15 protein-coding genes are annotated in these 15,653 nt (G+C 59.0%); 1 reads left to right on the plus strand and 14 read right to left on the minus strand.

All coding sequences use genetic code 11. The features are described 5' to 3' along the window. Positions 1–136: 136 nt before the first annotated feature. From lysS to spoIIE, 14 genes are all read right to left on the minus strand, one after another. Complete coding sequence (lysS, locus tag G463_RS0115340; protein WP_026975868.1) at positions 137–1,621, minus strand: lysine--tRNA ligase; 1,485 nt, start codon at positions 1,619–1,621, stop codon at positions 137–139. A 140-nt stretch (positions 1,622–1,761) separates the two neighbouring features. Beyond that, positions 1,762–2,238, minus strand: coding sequence for a transcription elongation factor GreA (greA, locus tag G463_RS0115345; RefSeq protein WP_026975869.1), 477 nt, complete (start codon positions 2,236–2,238; stop codon positions 1,762–1,764). A 211-nt stretch (positions 2,239–2,449) separates the two neighbouring features. Continuing rightward, positions 2,450–2,683, minus strand: a complete 234-nt coding sequence (locus tag G463_RS23665; protein ID WP_026975870.1) for a helix-turn-helix transcriptional regulator — start codon at positions 2,681–2,683, stop codon at positions 2,450–2,452. Beyond that, on the minus strand, positions 2,664–3,176 hold the full coding sequence (gene folK / locus G463_RS23670) for a 2-amino-4-hydroxy-6-hydroxymethyldihydropteridine diphosphokinase (protein ID WP_035487599.1): 513 nt from the start codon (positions 3,174–3,176) through the stop codon (positions 2,664–2,666). The genes G463_RS23665 and folK overlap by 20 nt, the downstream gene beginning before the upstream one ends. Next, complete coding sequence (gene folP / locus G463_RS0115360; RefSeq protein WP_051322356.1) at positions 3,163–3,981, minus strand: dihydropteroate synthase; 819 nt, start codon at positions 3,979–3,981, stop codon at positions 3,163–3,165. The genes folK and folP overlap by 14 nt, the downstream gene beginning before the upstream one ends. Before the next feature lie 5 nt (positions 3,982–3,986). Further along, on the minus strand, positions 3,987–4,877 hold the full coding sequence (gene hslO, locus G463_RS0115365; protein ID WP_026975873.1) for an Hsp33 family molecular chaperone HslO: 891 nt from the start codon (positions 4,875–4,877) through the stop codon (positions 3,987–3,989). 34 nt (positions 4,878–4,911) lie between these two features. Further along, the gene (locus G463_RS0115370) at positions 4,912–5,682 is read right to left on the minus strand and encodes a type III pantothenate kinase (protein ID WP_035487603.1); all 771 of its coding nucleotides are present in this window, start codon (positions 5,680–5,682) and stop codon (positions 4,912–4,914) included. 27 nt (positions 5,683–5,709) lie between these two features. Beyond that, positions 5,710–6,792, minus strand: coding sequence for an HD-GYP domain-containing protein (locus G463_RS0115375; protein ID WP_026975875.1), 1,083 nt, complete (start codon positions 6,790–6,792; stop codon positions 5,710–5,712). Positions 6,793–6,889: 97 nt separating this feature from the next. Beyond that, entirely contained in the window at positions 6,890–8,698 is a 1,809-nt protein-coding gene (ftsH, locus tag G463_RS0115380; RefSeq protein WP_026975876.1) for an ATP-dependent zinc metalloprotease FtsH, read from the minus strand. An 81-nt stretch (positions 8,699–8,779) separates the two neighbouring features. Then, positions 8,780–9,319 (minus strand): hypoxanthine phosphoribosyltransferase, encoded by a 540-nt coding sequence (hpt, locus tag G463_RS0115385; protein WP_026975877.1) that lies wholly within the window; start codon positions 9,317–9,319, stop codon positions 8,780–8,782. A 28-nt stretch (positions 9,320–9,347) separates the two neighbouring features. Next, complete coding sequence (gene tilS, locus G463_RS20805; protein ID WP_051322354.1) at positions 9,348–10,796, minus strand: tRNA lysidine(34) synthetase TilS; 1,449 nt, start codon at positions 10,794–10,796, stop codon at positions 9,348–9,350. A gap of 96 nt (positions 10,797–10,892) precedes the next feature. Beyond that, positions 10,893–11,915 carry a protein kinase domain-containing protein gene (locus G463_RS20810; RefSeq protein WP_084171773.1) on the minus strand — a complete coding sequence of 341 codons (1,023 nt, stop codon included), beginning with the start codon at positions 11,913–11,915 and terminating at the stop codon, positions 10,893–10,895. Beyond that, the gene (locus G463_RS0115400; protein WP_245575919.1) at positions 11,891–12,622 is read right to left on the minus strand and encodes a vWA domain-containing protein; all 732 of its coding nucleotides are present in this window, start codon (positions 12,620–12,622) and stop codon (positions 11,891–11,893) included. The genes G463_RS20810 and G463_RS0115400 overlap by 25 nt, the downstream gene beginning before the upstream one ends. A gap of 69 nt (positions 12,623–12,691) precedes the next feature. After that, positions 12,692–15,145, minus strand: a complete 2,454-nt coding sequence (gene spoIIE, locus G463_RS20815) for a stage II sporulation protein E (RefSeq protein WP_245575920.1) — start codon at positions 15,143–15,145, stop codon at positions 12,692–12,694. Positions 15,146–15,419: 274 nt separating this feature from the next. On the opposite strand from spoIIE, the gene G463_RS0115410 reads away from it, so the two are divergent. After that, the coding region (locus G463_RS0115410; RefSeq protein WP_026975879.1) for a transposase at positions 15,420–15,653 on the plus strand (234 nt) is incomplete at its 3' end.

Consider the following 15,653-nt stretch of genomic DNA (forward strand, 5'->3'; position numbering starts at 1 on the left):
TGTTCTCACCGTTTGCCGCGCCGTCACCGGAGCGACAATGTGTAATATACCACCCTGCCTCGTGCGGATCAATAGTTAATTTTGGTAATCAAAAAGGCTGACCGGCGCTCGCCGAGTCAGCCCTGACAACGCAATCTTATTCTCCCGCGCGTTCGCGCATCAGAGGGAACAACAGCACATCCCGAATCGAAGGTTGATTCGTCAGCAGCATCACCAACCGATCAATGCCGACGCCGAGTCCGCCAGTCGGTGGCATACCATGTTCCAGCGCTGTGATGAAATCTTCGTCAATCTCCTGCGCCTCGTCGTTGCCCTTGGCGCGCTCCTCCGCCTGTTGCTCGAAGCGTTGACGTTGGTCGATGGGATCGTTCAATTCGCTGAAAGCGTTCGCGTGTTCACGGCCCACGATGAACAACTCAAACCGATCGGTGAAGCGCGGATCGTCGGCGTTTTTCTTCGCCAACGGCGAAACTTCCACCGGATGGCCGAACACAAAAGTGGGCTGAATGAGCGTATGTTCGACCTTCTGTTCAAAGAACTCATTCACAATGTGCCCATACTCCATGGCCGGTTGAATGGTGACGCCATGCTGTTGGGCGAGCCGCTTCGCTTCTTCCGTGGAGCGTACTGCGAAGAAATCCACGCCGGTTTCGTCCTTGATCAAATCAACCATGTGCCGACGGGCCCAGGGCGTTTCTAGGTCCACCGTGGACTCTCCGTACGGAATCTGCAGAGACCCCACCACCGACTGCGCCGCATGCCGAATCATGGCCTCCGTCAGATCCATGATGTCGTGGAAATCGGCATACGCTTCATAGAGCTCCAGCATTGTGAATTCCGGATTGTGCCGAGTGGAGATACCCTCATTTCGATATACTCGGCCAATCTCATAAACGCGTTCCAAGCCTCCCACAATCAGGCGCTTCAAATGCAGTTCCAGCGCAATGCGCAGATGCAGTGTCATATCCAAAGCGTTGTGGTGGGTGACAAACGGACGGGCGTGAGCGCCGCTCGCCACGGCGTGCAGCGTGGGTGTTTCCACCTCCAAGTAGCCGCGATCATCCAAGAAACGACGAATGGCCTGGACGATTTTCGAACGGGCCACAAACGTCTCGCGCGTTTCTGGATTCACCATCAAATCCAGGTAGCGTTGGCGATACCGCGTTTCGAGGTCCTTCAACCCATGCCACTTCTCAGGCAGTGGGCGAAGCGCTTTGGACAGGACCGTCAGCTTCTCCACCAGCACGGTGATCTCTCCGCGGTTGGTTCGGAAAACCGTCCCTTCAACGCCTACGAAATCGCCCAAATCCAGCAGTTCAAATACGCTGTATCCTTCCTCACCAAGCACATCCAGCTTTGCGTAGATCTGAATCTGCCCGGTCACATCCTGTACCACCGCGAACGACGCCTTGCCGTGGCCCCGTTTGATCATCAGTCGGCCCGCAATGCGCACATTCAGCGCTGCCTCTTCGAGTTCTTCCTTCGACTTCCCATCGCCAAACGCGAGGATCTCGGCCGCGTGATGCGTCACGTCAAATCGATGTCCGAACGGATCAATCCCCTTGGCGCGCAACGCCTCCATTTTAGCTCGGCGCGTTTGAATCAGTTCATGTTCGTCCATGTGTCACCTCTCGTGCCACTATCCATCTCAAGCGTCGTGAAATCCATAGTCATTCTATCCCTTGTACCATTGGAATTCAAACGGACGGGGCGACACCCCGTCCGTTCTCCTCATCCGAGAAACCCTTTTCATATTCCAACTCAACGCTTGATCTCAAGGATTTGGAACGTGATGGTTCCTGCCGGCACCGCGACGTCGACCATGGAGCCGATGGTCTTCCCCAACAGAGCGCGGCCTACCGGAGATTCGTTCGAAATCTTGTTCTTCGCCGGATCCGCTTCTGCAGAACCCACGATGGTGTACTCGACTTCCTCGTCGAACTCCACATCCTTCAGCAACACGGTGGACCCGATGCTGACCACATCCGTGTTCACATCGTCCTCGTGGATGATGCGCGCGTTGCGCAGCATCTTTTCCAAGGTCATGATGCGGCCTTCCACGAACGCCTGCTCGTTCTTGGCGTCTTCGTATTCAGAGTTTTCGCTTATATCTCCATAGCTGATGGCCAACTTGATCCGTTCAGCCACTTCACGCCGTTTCACACTTTTCAGATGCTCCAGTTCATCCTCCAACTTTTGAAGACCCTCAGGCGTAAGCAGAACTTCCTTCTCGGTCATCTTCGTCTCTCCTTTACTGTCCGCAACTCGTACAACAACATATGCAAAGGGCACAATTGCGTATTCATGGCCAGATTGCAGAAAACACTGCCAGTATGAATACTGAGCAGTGTAAGTAAACCCTCGGTTGCGTCTATGCGCAATTATAGTGAGCCCCCCAACGATTGTCAACGCATACCAAGTTCGGTGATCCACAGGGGCCTCGCCGCTCTCAGCCCTCGTCCGATCTGCCGTTCGGCGCCTGTTGAAGCCCGAGCAATTCAGCTTCGCTCACCTGCAGAACGCGGGTCAGTTCAGCCAGCAGCTGCGCCGAGGGGGAACGCGTTCCCCGCTCCAATCCACCGATGATGGCCACGCTCACGCCCACATGGTCCGCCAACTCCGCCTGCGTCCAATGTTTGAGCTTTCGATAGGCGCGCAACCGCCTAGAAAAGACGTCCGACACAGCGTATCCCTCCTTGCCGAGACGCCCTGGCCGCCATCTCGGTGATGGTTTCACCGCCCAATCCGCGCCGCTTTGGCGCAAGTTCCGCCAAAGGCACCAGCACGAATCCGCGCTGCCACATGCGCGGATGCGGGACTTGAAGATGCCGAAAACACAGGTACGCATCATCGTAGAGGAGCAGGTCCAAATCCAGCGTCCGCGGCCCGAACCGGATGTCCCGAGTCCGGCCATGTCTCGCTTCAATCGTCAATAATCGCTCCAGCAGGGCCGAAGCGGACTCGGTCGTCCACATCTCCGCAACCATATTGAGAAATCTCGGCTGATCCAGATAATCGACCGGATCCGTCTCGTACACCGAGGACACGCGGATTTCGCCTGTCCGAGCCAGCGCGAAAACCGCCTGTCTCAGAAATCCCCAGCGATCCCCAAGGTTCGATCCGAGCGACACATACGCGCGGTGCAGAGATGTCTCCGAATGCTCACAGTTCCGCATGCAACACGGCCTCCGTCATCCGGCACGCGCGAACGGTGGCCTGGACGTCGTGCACCCGTACACAGCGGACACCAGCCGCCACGCCCAACACCACAGTCGCCAGCGTGCCCTCCAGCCGTTCGTTCACTGGAAGGTCCAGCGTGAGACCAACCACTCGTTTGCGGCTGGTACCGAGCAGCACCGGGTAGCCCACATTGCAGTACTCCCGCAGGCGGCGCAGCGCGGTGAGGTTTTGTTCGTGGGTCTTTCCAAACCCAATCCCCGGATCTATCCACAACCGCTCTTCCGGAATACCGGCTTCCAGGCAACGCCGCACCCCGGCCTCCGTTTCCGCCATCAGTACGGAAAATCCGTTGGCCTCCGGCGGCTGCTGCCGGTTGTGCATCCAGATGTAGGTCGCCGGGCTGTCCGCTGTGACACGGAGAATGTCCGGATCGGCCAAGCCTCCCCAGATGTCGTTGATGAAGGAGACCCCCAGTTCCAGCGCACGGGCCGCCGTTTTGGCTCGGTACGTGTCCACGGAGATAGGTACGGGACAGTCGTTCGCCAGCGCCTTGAGAACAGGCTCCAACCTCCGCCATTCTTCTTCCGGGCTCACCGGCTCGGCCCCGGGGCGCGTGCTTTCAGCGCCAATATCCAGAATATCGGCACCCTCTTCAATCAATCGATGCGCGTGCGCCAGCGCCTTATCCGGGTCGAAGTACCGCCCCCCGTCGGAGAACGAGTCCGGGGTGACGTTCACAATCCCCATCACCAGCGTGGATTGCGGCGCAGATGAAGATGGCTTGGCTGTTTCCATTGGCATCGTGTTCACGGTTGTTCCCCCTCCGTCTGCTGACTCAGCAGCGTCTCCAATTCCGCTTGGGTGAACTGGTACTGTTCGTTGCAGAAGTGGCACGTCACTTCCGCGCCGCCCTGTTCCTCAATCAGCGATTGAATCTCCCCGTCGCCAAGTCCTTTCAGGAGTGCAGCCATTCGCTCCTTGGAGCACTGACAACGAAAGCTGATGGGACGCTCGTCCAACACCTCGGCATCCGGCAGCACCATCTGCAATAACTCCCGCGCCGTCGCTCCGTCTCGCAGAATGTCGGTGACACTGGACAGTCCGGACAACCGCGCCTCCAAGTCTGCCGTATCCGCCTCGGTGTGTCCCGGCAACAACTGCACGATGAATCCGCCGGCCGCCAACACCCGGTTGTCCGTGTTCACCAGGACCCCTGCGCCCACGGCGGACGGCGTTTGCTCGGACACCGCGAAGTAATAGGTGAAGTCGTCGCCAATTTCACCCGTCTGCAATTCAACGCTGCCCCGGTACACGTCCTTCAGTCCCAGGTCGCGCATCACGTACAGCATGCCTTGCCCGACGCCGCCGCCGACATCGAGCTTCCCGAGGGCGTTGGCCGGCAGATGGACGTGAGGATGATCCACGTAACCGCGCACATGCCCCTCTGCGTCAGCATCCACCACGATGCTGCCCAAGGGCCCGTCTCCTTTAATCTGCACAGTAAGCCGCTCTCTGCCCTTCAGCATCAGTCCCATCATGGCCGCCACAGAAGCGGTGCGGCCGAGGGCCGCCGTGGCGACCGGCCATGTGTCGTGGCGGGATTGCAACTCATTGATTAAAGCCGTTGAGGTGCAAGCCAGCGCCCTCACGTGCTGGTTTTTGGACAACGCGCGGATTGCGGTATCGTTGGGTAACATGGGTGTGCCTCCTGTTCCGGTCGGTCGTTGGTGTTCAATGGTTGAGGTCCCAGAGGATCCGCAGACCGTGTAGGGAAAGATGCGGATCGACATCCTCCAGCGTCCGACTGTGCGCACGCAGCAAGTCTATGTACGGTCCGGTGCCAACGACACGGTGCTTGATGTGGGTTTCCTCATGAATTCTGCGAACAATGCCGTCGACCAGGTCCGCAAATCCGAAGATGATGCCGGCCTGCATGCTGGATACCGGATTGCGCCCAATCACCGACTCCGGCGTGGTCAACGCGATGCTGGGCAGTTTCGCCGTATGTTGAAACAGCGCGTCCGCCGCCGACTGTACGCCCGGTGCAATGACGCCGCCGACGTAATGTCCTGCTTCGTTGACGACCGTGAAGGTGGTCGCCGTGCGCGCGTCCACCACAATCACGGGTCCGCCATAGCGTTGGACGGCCCCGACCGCGTTGGCAATCCGGTCAGCCCCCACGTCTCTCGGATTTTCGTATTTCACCAGTATCCCCGTTTTGATCCCCGGGCCGACCACGAGGGGGTGACGGTGAAAGTAGCGGCGGCACATCTCCGCAAACATGGATACGACGGGTGGAACCACGGAGGCCAAGACAATACCATCCACCGGGTTCCCGCGCATCCCCTTGTCGGCAAACAACATCTTCAGCAAAAGACCCATTTCGTCTGACGTTCTGTCCTTGAGTGTGGATACTCTCCAATCATATACAAGGTTCGTTCCCTCGAACAAACCGATGCTCGTGTTTGTATTCCCGACATCAACCACCAAAATCCTGTTCATCGCCGTTTCCGCCTCGATTTACCGGATTTACAGATCACAGTCAACAATTTGAATTGTCAATTCTTCCGCCAGATCGATTTCCCAGGGGTCCGCCACGCGCCTGCCCTCCGCGTCCTCAATCACCCGCACCAACGGCCGCTGCGTCTGTCGCTTGCCGGAGCTCACCACCACCGCCCGGTAGCCATTCGACAGATGCAGTGTCATCCCCACTGGATATATGGCGATGGTGTTGACAAATGCCTCCACCATGTCCAGGTCAAACTGCGTGCCGCCGCCGCCGAGCAGCATCTCCAGCGCCTGATGCGGCAAATACGCGCGGCGATACACCCGGTTGGCGGTCAGTGCCTCGTACACATCGGCAACGGCGGTGATTCGGGACATATAGTGGATATCCTGACCCCGAAGTCCGAACGGATATCCAGATCCGTCCATTCGTTCGTGATGCTGCAGCGCAATCAAAGCCGAAGCCGACGGCATGTCGGGAATGGCTCGCAGGATATCGTACCCGAGATTGGTGTGCGTTTTTATCAGCAAGAACTCGTCGTCCGTCAATGGCCCCGGTTTTTTGAGAATCGATTCGGGGATGCGAAGCTTGCCCACATCGTGGAGCAAAGCGCCAATCCCCAATTGGATGAGCTGCTCTTCGCGCATGCCGAGCCCCATGCCCACGCCGAGAGCGAAGAGCGTAACGTTCACCGAGTGATGGTACAGTTCGCCATCGGACAAGTAAACATTGCCTAAGTGTGCGCCCGCGCCGCCAATCGACCGAAGCTCGTCCACCACCTCGGATAGGATGGGCCGGAGTCGCTGTCTTAAGCGCACCGGTCTGACGACTTTGGACGATTGCGAGGAAACCAGCTCCGACAGCGACAGATAGGTTGCCTCCAAGATGGCCTGCCGCGTCTCCGGTGAGATCATGTCCTGCGACACGAGGTCATCCGTCCAGTCATCCTCTATGCACACGGAATGAATGCCAATTCGCTGCAGTCGAGCCACCAGCGACGGCGTCAACACAACGCCGCGAGATAGGAGAATGCGACCGCGTTGATCAAGAATATGGCGCGCCAAGATTCGATTGGGCTGTATGTTATGAAGAGATACCCAGCGCACACCCGTTCCTCCAATTCGTGCCGATCCCGTCGATTCTCTCCCTTTCGACAAAAACCCCCCCGAGTCCTGTGCTCGGGGGGGTAAAAATTTCTTACGCTCATGCTTCCATGATGGCCTGGATTTCTTCCTCCACCAAGGTTTCTTTCTCCAACAACACATTGGCGAGTTTATCCAATTTATCTCGATGTTCCATTAGGACCTTCCGTGTGATCTCGTGGCACTCTTCCACAATCCGCTTCATTTCTTCATCAATTTGATACGCCACCTGATCACTGTAGTTGGGTTCTACCGACAGGTCACGCCCCAGGAACACTTGGCCGGAGCCCTGGCGGTTACCGAACTGCATCGGTCCGAGTTTCTCGCTCATCCCGTATTCGGTCACCATTTGGCGAGCAATCTGCGTGACCTGCTGCAGGTCGTTGTGCGCACCGGTGGAAATTTCGCCAAACACGATTTCTTCCGCCACTCGACCGCCCAAGAAACCGCAGATCTTGTCGAGCATTTCCTGCTTCGTCATGAAGTACCTTTCTTCCTTGGGCAGCATCAGGTTGTAACCACCCGCCATGCCGCGCGGAACAATGGTCACCTTGTGGACCGTGTCGGCGTTTGAAACAAAATATCCCACCACCGCGTGCCCGGATTCATGATATGCCACCAACTTGCGTTCGTGCTCGGACATCACTCGGCTGCGCTTTTCCGGGCCGGCCATCACGCGGTCGATGGCCTCGTCGATATCCGCGTTCTTAATGGTGGCATCGCCGCGCCGGGCCGCCAACAGCGCCGCTTCATTGAGGACGTTTTCCAAGTCGGCGCCGGTGAATCCCGGTGTCCGCTTGGCGATTTGATCCAGACGAACGTCTTCATCAAACGGTTTGTTGCGCGCGTGGACGTGCAGAATCGCTTCGCGGCCCTTGACGTCGGGACGATTGACGATGATTTGTCGGTCAATCCGCCCAGGACGGAGCAGGGCGGGATCGAGAATATCCGGACGGTTGGTTGCCGCGATGATGATGATGCCTTCGTTCGCCGAAAATCCGTCCATTTCCACCAACAGCTGGTTCAACGTCTGTTCGCGTTCGTCGTGTCCACCGCCGAGGCCCGCCCCGCGATGACGACCCACGGCATCAATTTCGTCGATGAAGATAATGCACGGCGCGTTCTTCTTCGCGGTCTCAAACAGGTCGCGCACGCGGGACGCGCCCACGCCGACAAACATCTCGACAAAGTCAGAACCGCTGATGCTGAAGAACGGAACCCCCGCTTCACCGGCCACAGCGCGCGCCAACAACGTCTTCCCGGTACCCGGCGGCCCAACGAGCAGAACGCCCTTGGGAATACGCGCTCCCAACGCCGAGAACCGCTTCGGATCTTTGAGAAACTCGACGATTTCTTCGAGCTCAGTCTTTTCTTCATCGGCCCCCGCCACATCCCGGAACGTGACGCGCCGTTTTTCTTCAGAGTACAATCGTGCGCGGCTCTTGCCGAAATTCATGACCCGGCTGCCGCCGCCCTGCGCCTGATTGAAGAGGAAGAACATCAGGATGAAAAGCACAATGAACGGTACGACCGACTCCAAGAACTGAATCCAAATCGAGGCCTTCGGTTGCGGGGCGTTCGTTTGATTCAACTTGTTGTTCTGGAGAAAGCTCGTAATGTCGTTGTTGACGAGCAACGCCCGGGTCGTGAACTTCTCGCCATCCGTGAGCGTGCCGTCGATGGTCGCCGTGAGCCCCTCCGGAACCACGGTGACATCGGGTTCCACCTGGTGGCTCTGCACCTTGTTCACAAACTCCGTATATGTAAGGGTTGTCTTGGTATGATCCTGACCCGTGATGTAGTTGACAACGCCGACAATCGCCAGCAAAATCAGGATGTAAAAGACGATGCTCCGGTAAACCCTGTTCATGCCTTACCTCCTCTCGGTCATGGCGCAACCATTGTACCACAGGGCGCGGATGGCTTGACAGCCGCACCGCCGGGTTCACGATTACTTCACATATATCTCAGGCCTCAGCACCCCGACGTACGGCAGGTTTCGATACTGCTCCGCATAGTCCAAGCCATAGCCCACGATGAACTCGTTCGGCACCCGAAAACCATAATAATCCGGTACAATGTCCACCTTCCGACCTTCCGGCTTGTCAAACAACGTGACAACCCGAACAGACGCCGCGTGACGGCGCAGCAGGAGGTCTTTCAAATAGGCGAGTGTCAGCCCGGTATCGACGATATCTTCGACAATGACGACGTCGCGGCCTTCGACAGGGCGGTCCAGGTCTTTCAAAATCCGCACCACCCCCGAGGATTTCGAGGAATCTCCGTAACTGGAGACCGCCATGAAATCCATCTCCATCGGCACATCGACATGCTTCACCAAATCCGCCATGAAGAGCACGGCGCCCTTCAACACACAGATGAACAGCGGGTTTTTGCCCGCATACGCCGCGGACAGCTGCTTGCCCAAATCCGCGACACAGGTTTGGATGTCTTCTTCGCTGAATAATATTTTCTCCAAATCCGGATGCATGGTGGCCTCCCTGAGCCTTTCCCTTATCTTATTCATACGTGACGTCCGCGAAACCATGTACATTCCTCACGCTTGGGCGTGCACGAATCCAGCCAGCGCCAGACTTCGCATCGGTCACGAGACAATGCGCCCCTCTGGCCAGACCGGGAATCCATAGCAGCTTGCCCTCGACTTCAAACAGCGGCCAAGCGCTGCGCAATGCCCGCGGCACCTTTGCGTCAATAAAAATATCGTGCACTTTCTTCGTGCCGTTTACACCAAGCGGGCGCATTCTATCTCCTGTGCGGACGGAGCGGATAACCATTTGCGGAACTTCCGGAATGTACAATTCGTACATGGAGCGTGTGCGCACCGATGTCAACTGCGGCAACCACTCCCAGTCAAATTCCCAGTCCCCCATGCCGGTATGAACCACCAAACGGGGATTTTCAGCGGGCTGCCAGAGCACGTGGAACGCCGCGTTCGCAGGCGGCTCAGCGAGGAGCCACAGGCGATTGTACTCTCGGCGCGCTCGAACGCCCCCCGAAATCACCACTTCCGCGGAGGTGCGCGCCCCAACGGCGATGGAGAGCACCCGATGCACGTCCAGAAACGTCCATGTAACGCCGGATGTCAAACAATACAATATTATTTTAATCACCCGCCGTTGTAAAGAACGGTGCAGGGCCGCAAACGCGGACACATCAAGGCAGTAGCCGTCCCCCATCCGCTCTGCGACGCAATCCGCCGCCTCCCTGGCCGCTGCCTCCAGATAGTCGTCCTCGTCGCGAAGGATTTGGCACATCTGGCCGACGGTTTCCGCCAACCGCGGTTGACGGGCGCGAAGCAAGGGCACCACCCGGTGGCGCAGATAGTTGCGCGTGTACCGTTCATCCAAGTTGGAGTCATCCTCCACGTAATCAATCCGCTCCTGCCTCGCGTATTCAGCCAATTGTTGTTTGGTGAACAAGAGCAGCGGCCGCAGCCATACTACCCCGTGATGTTCCGTATGCGGAAGCATCCCGTGCAAACCGGTGACCGATGTGCCCCGCATCAGTCGCAGCAATACCGTCTCCACCTGGTCGTCCGCGTGGTGCGCCAACAGGACAGCCGCAGCTCCGATGCGCCGCGCCTCCTCCGCCACCGCTTGATATCGAAGTCGGCGGGCGTCCGCCTCCGGCCCACGGCGCTCCACCGGCGGCACCTCGTCCAAATGAACGTGCGCAATGCGCAGAGGGATGTCGTGCACGGTGCAATAATGGCGAACCCAGGCAGCATCTGCCGCCGCCGTGGCGCGAAGATGGTGGTTGACGTGGATAGCGGACAGCGCCAGGCCGTGCGAAGCGGCCACTTCCCTGGCCGCGGACAGCAACACCATGCTGTCGAGTCCGCCGGACACAGCCACCAGAATCCGCTGCGGCGACGGCCCCGGGGAGCTTGACACCGCCGAAGCCAGTGCATCCCAAACGGCGCGCTGCACTTCGAGACGGATTGACATGGTCCTCGCCCTCCTGTCGTTTCCAGAGATTGTACCACCATCCGCACGCAAAAAAAAACGGCACGCATGCGATCCGTGCCGCTCCCAATGACCGTATCAAAACCCGCCGAGAAATGAGATCCACGCCGCGATGGTGACCATCGCCGCCGTCCCGAGCGACGTCCACATCAGGCGTTCCGTCCAATCCATCTTCGCGCCCCGCCGAGGCGGCCGCCGCCCTCCGGAAGACTGGGAGGACGGAGTGTGCTGCACCGAGCCGCGGTGGTGAGTCGTCCGGCGATTTGGCGCATGTGTCGACGCCGTCGCCCTTCGCTGTGGCTGTACGCCCGTTCGGGATGCGCGCAGCCAACCCGCCGCATCCTGCACCTCGGAGCGCAAGACACGTTCCATGACGTGTCGCAAATCCGCGTCCGGATGCTTGCGCAATACCTTCCACAGCCACGTCTGGCGCTGTTCGGGCGTTTTCGCCATCAACGCGTCCGGCGGCGGTTCCATCGTGAACAGGACGTTGAGTGCAAAGCCGCACAGATCATAGTGCGCATCCGCGCGCCGACCGCCCAATCCCCAGAACGCCCGGTCGTAGAACGGCGTGTATTGACGTACGGATCGACCGAATGAAGTGACGCCGCCGACGTCAACGAGTCGAACCGCCGCTCCGCCATCGGCAACCAGAATGTTCTCCGGCTTGATGTCGCAGAATCCGTAGTCCAGGCGGTGGAGCTGCGCAAGGCCATGCAGAACGGCTTCCACCGCGCGCCGCCGCTCCGCCGGCGCCAGCCGGGGATAGGCGCGATGGAAGGGAACGCCCTGGACCCACTCCATCACGTAAAAGTACAGGTTGGGAGGGGCATCATCGATGAACAATGGTTTTGGAAACACGCGGCTGTTTGCGGACAGCCGCTCCAACAATCCCCACTCCATCGCCACGTCTGCGGCATTGGCGCAGACTTTCATCGCCGCCCGGCCGAACGGCCCGTGAACCAGATACACCTCCCCGTTGGCGCCGGCCCCAAGCGGGCGATCCACCAGCAGCGTGTGTCCCGTCCACTTCCCCTGCACGCGGGCCCCCTTGGAAAGCATGTGCATCGCCTGATTCAGACGTTGGCCCCATCCGCCCACCGGCGCGGGCCATCTTCTTCATCGCGGGGGGACGCGCCAAACAACGACAGGGCGTGGTCAATGGCCGGCCCTGTGGGTGTACCGCCGCGCGCAGCCAGGATGCCTTCCAGCAGATCCATATCGACCTCGGTTTGGAATGGCTGCACGGTTTCCGCCAGCGCATCCCGCCGCCCGGGGAACGAGACCACCGCCACGCTGGACCGACCTTGCCGCGCTTGCAAGGACAAGGAAAGATCGCGGATCGCTTCGCGGACCGTTGGGATTTTTTCGCGCATGCTGGCGCTCGTGTCCACCGTCACCACGACCTCCAGATCCGTCTCCTCCTCCAGCTTGTCCACCACCTGCATCACGCGAGTTCGATCCGCAGGCGGCAAATCCTCGGTGGACTTGCCCATGACCTGGAGCAGTTCTTGATTCACCACCTGTTGCAAGGTGAGCTGCATCGCCTGATGCGTCATCATCTGCACGGTCGCCGACAGCTCCACGGGCTGCACCAACCGGCACATTCCTCCGCCGGCGTCGGCGATGGACATCGCCTCGGCCTTCCCTTGCCGGCCAATGTCCCCTTTGTCCACGATGCCGATGACGTTGACCACCACGCCTCGCTGCCGCGCCCGGGCTGCCGCAATCACCGGGGCCTCGCCGACGTTGGAACATCCATCGGTGACAACGAGAATCTGTCGCAGCGTACCCTTTGAATCTCCCAATTCTTCCACCTCCATCGCTACTGGTAACCAGTATGGACGGATTGAGGAGAAGGCATTCCCAGGCGAATGTTACGCGCCCTGTTTTTTCTTGTCCCTGCGCAGTCCGGTGATGCCTGGCAATTTGATGGACGCCCACTCGGGCTGATAGGATTTGATGGCGGCCACGAGGACGGTCATGTCGTCAAAGATCTGTCCATGGTTCATGCGAACGGCCGCTTCGACCAGTGTGTCGGCAATCTCCTGCGGATCGGCCGTTTCCAACCGCTCGATTTGGCGCTTCAACCAATCTTCCTTGTCATATACGTGCTGCGGCGCATCGTAGATACCGTCCGACACGAGAATCAGAAGGTCGCCGTCGTACAGTTGTTCATCGACGGTCTGCACTTCGATGTCCTGCAGGATGCCGATGGGCACGTTGGTACCGGTGATGGAGAACACTTCACTGCCACGTTTGACGAAACTCGGTGCTGAGCCAATCTTGAGGAACTCGGCGCGCGCTGAGTACAGGTCTATCAGCGCCATGTCCATGGTGGTGAACATCTCGTCGCGGGAGCGAAGCAACAGTGTGGAATTCACGGTCTTGATGGCCAACTGCTCGTCAAACCCCGCCTTCAGAAGCTTCTTGAGCAGTTCAATGGCAGCCTTCGACTCACGCCGGGCCCGCTCGCCGTTGCCCATCCCGTCGCTGACAGCCAGGGCAAACCGGCCGTTGTCCAGATCCACGGCGGTATAGGTATCCCCGGACACGGTTCTGCCGTCGCGAGCCACGGTGGCCACGGCGGTGTCCACCTGGAACAATCGCGCAGACGTGAAGACGCTCGTACATGGGCCACTCTCGTCGCCGACGACGTGACTGAGCGTGATGTTTTCCCCCACGGCCCCGGACAGCAACGGCGCAATCATCCGCACGGAGTTCTCGTAGGCGCCGACAGAGGGTTGGCTGACCTCAATCTCTATCTTGCCAGGCTCCAAGCTCACAATGTGCACGTGATCAATGTACAGGCCGAGCCGCTCCAGCGCGGCCAGGATTTGTTCTTCGCCGGACAGGGACGACTCGTTGCTGCGGTTCAGTTCGCTGACCACGTCGCGGATGACATTTGCCACCCCGGACAACTGGGCGGAGACCAGTGACCGCTGCTCGCGCAGCTTTTCAATCCACTTGGCGTCCCGGTCGGTCAGATCCAGGTTGTACCGCAGCACGCCCATCATACTTTCCACGCGTATGCAGCGCTCTTTGAGATCTGCAGAAGGCTGTACATTCACCGCCCGGGAACGCTCGAGTTTCTCCACCGTGTGAACCATCGCCTGATACGTGGCATAGGATTCTTTGTCCCAGCATTTCTCGTGCAGGGGGCAACCGGCGCACACCGCCTTCGCGGCACTGCCGACGGCATAATCGAGCAACTGTTGATCCGAAACCAGCGCGCTGTCCGTGGTATCGGCGAACGCGACCGCCAGTTCCTCGAACACCGCGCCCATGTCGTCGATTTTTTCCGTGAGCAGCTGCCGAATGCGCCTGGTCCGCTCCTGTTCGGATTGCGAGTGTTCCACCGTTCCTGGCACAAAGGTGGCCAACTCCCGAAGCATCCCCTGCGGCGTCAGCCAATAGAGAAGGGTGGCCGCACCCGCCGCCACGATGGACGCGGTGGTCGTCGACCAGTCGACGTTCGTCGCAGCCGTTAACAAACTCAGGCTGGCGGCAAACGCGAGCCCTGACCACACTCGCCGAGCATCCTTCAGGACGCCGGACAAAAGGCCGGCGAACGCGAGCACAGCCACCGCAGACATGGATTGGGCGTGGTTCAACAGGGCCAGGACGCCCACCACAACCGCCACGGTGGCACCCATCCCCGCACCGCCGGCGGCCGCCAAGACCAGGACGACCCAATCGGCCCCCACTTCCAGCAGAGGTATGCCCTGCACATTGAGCCCCGCCAGCCCAGTCATGACCGACCCCAGAAGAATGGTGAGACACACCAGTTGTTCGTGTTTCAGTCGGCGAGATTGGGCTGATCCGGTGAACAGGGGCAAGCACTGAATGAAGATGAGTGACAACAGGATCACCAATGCGCCTTCGGCGAAGGCCAACAGGAGGTCGTAGCGCGTCCACACCGTTCCCACGGCCGCCAGGCGGCCTGCGGTATCCACCATGCCGGCCAAAAACGGCAGCCAGTGCAAGTCCGGCGTCCGTTTGGCGAACACCACCCGGCGCAGGAAACGGTACACCAGCATGTCCACCACGAGCAGCGCCGCACCGCCAGATCCGTCGTGCCAAAATGCGCCGACCACCGCCGCGTACGCGGGCCAACTCCGCTTCGCTCCCACCAATTCCGACAGAATCACATAGTACGCCAGCGCGAAGGGCGAGATCACGTGCTCAATGCTGGCCCGGCCGAGTAGCACCCCAACGGCCAGCAGCAGCACCGTCCGCGTGACGCGGTACAACTGCACCCGCATCGCCGTACTTCGCCGCCCGCTCCGAGAAGGAATCTGTCCGCCGTTGTGCGCAAACGTGTAACTCATGCGCTCCCCTCCTTCATTTGTACGGCCCATTATACGGAGGCAGAGCAGATTAGTTTGTCAAACGGCGACGTCGATCCCTGGAAATCTTCCGACACAATGCGTGAACGTCGACACATTCTCGGTCAACTCGATGTTGTTCTTCGATTCTCCTATAATGAGCGTGTCCGAAAAGCCGTTGATTTTGGGTGAATAGCAAAACGCACCTAACCGTAGAATTGGTAAAATTGTAGCTGACCAAAACAAACAATTTACCAGTTCCGGAGGTGCGTTTCCCATGGAATTGCAGTTGGACCTGCTTCCATATGCCGAGTATAACACGCTCGGCTTCGATCCTGCACTGATTGATTACGTGGTCCACATTGATGATTCGTTCCTGGAGCATCTGATTGGTCCTCTGTATGAGAAGACCGGCCGCAAGCCCACATCCCCAGTGGCCTATTTCCGGATGCACTACCTGTACTTCACCAGACCCGAGATCACGTCGTTCCGCCAGTTGTGTAAACAATTG

The organism is Alicyclobacillus contaminans DSM 17975 (genome assembly GCF_000429525.1).
Classification (GTDB): Bacteria; Bacillota; Bacilli; order Alicyclobacillales; family Alicyclobacillaceae; genus Alicyclobacillus_A; species Alicyclobacillus_A contaminans.